This is a genomic window from Polaromonas sp. P1_E3, from assembly GCF_056405935.1.
On record NZ_JBFUBD010000687.1, the window covers coordinates 1 to 990 of the forward strand.

Consider the following 990-nt stretch of genomic DNA (forward strand, 5'->3'; position numbering starts at 1 on the left):
TACTACAACATCATCTATGACGCTGTGGACGAACTTCGCGCCGCCATGTCCGGCATGCTCACGCCCGACAAGAAGGAAGAAGTTATCGGCAATGCCGAGATTCGCCAGGTGTTCAAGGTCAGCAAGATCGGCTCTATTGCCGGCTGTATGGTCACCGCCGGGGTGGTTCGCCGCACCGCGCGCCTGCGCCTCCTGCGTGAAAACGTGGTCATCTTCACGGGTGAACTCGACTCGCTCAAGCGCTTCAAGGACGACGCCAAGGAAGTCAAGGAAGGCTTCGAGTGCGGCTTGAACATCAAGAACTACAACGACATCCAGGTTGGCGACATCCTGGAGTTCTTTGAAATCAGGGAAGTGGCGCGGACACTGGAGGTCTGAACGCGGCTGGCCGGCGGCCCCTGGCTGCCGGCCTCTTCCCAGACTTCACCACTTTTTGACAATGCGTAAAAAATCATCCACCCCCAACCGCGGCTTTCGCGTCGCCGATCAGATCCAGCGCGATCTGACGGAGCTGATCGCGCGCGAACTCAAAGACCCGCGGGTCGGGATGGTGACCGTGCAGGCCGTCGAGGTGACGGCCGACTATGCCCATGCCAAGGTGTTTTTCAGTGTGCTTGTCGGTGACCCGAAAGAGTGCGAGGAAGCACTTAACCAGGCGGCAGGTTTTCTGCGCAACGGTCTTTTCAAGCGTCTGATGACGCACACCGTGCCAACGCTGCATTTCCACTTCGACCGCACGACGGAACGTGCGGCCGACATGAACGCCTTGATTGCCAAGGCGGTTTCTTCCCGCGCCCAAGACGACTGAGTTCGCGCCGTTTCCCTTGATGACAGGTTCAGGGACAACGGTGCCAACGAAGCGCCCGGGCCAGCCCGCGCGCTGAGCCTGTCGGAATTTATGACGCAAACCTCTCTTCATCGCCAGAAAGTCCAGCGACGTCCCGTGCACGGCGTGCTGCTGCTCGACAAGCCGCTGGGCCTGTCGAGCAA

General features: G+C 59.7%; 2 protein-coding genes. Both read left to right on the forward strand.

All coding sequences use genetic code 11. The features are described 5' to 3' along the window. On the forward strand, positions 1–378 hold a 378-nt coding region (locus AC1D0Z_RS22795; RefSeq protein ID WP_477660407.1), incomplete at its 5' end, for an EF-Tu/IF-2/RF-3 family GTPase. Positions 379–439: 61 nt separating this feature from the next. Further along, on the forward strand, positions 440–808 hold the full coding sequence (rbfA, locus tag AC1D0Z_RS22800) for a 30S ribosome-binding factor RbfA (protein ID WP_457282766.1): 369 nt from the start codon (positions 440–442) through the stop codon (positions 806–808). Positions 809–990 lie beyond the last annotated feature (182 nt).

Bases quoted from the DNA above. Each gene is read 5' to 3' on its own strand.
- rbfA (WP_457282766.1), top strand. From the start codon at position 440: ATGCGTAAAAAATCATCCACCCCCAACCGCGGCTTTCGCGTCGCCGAT.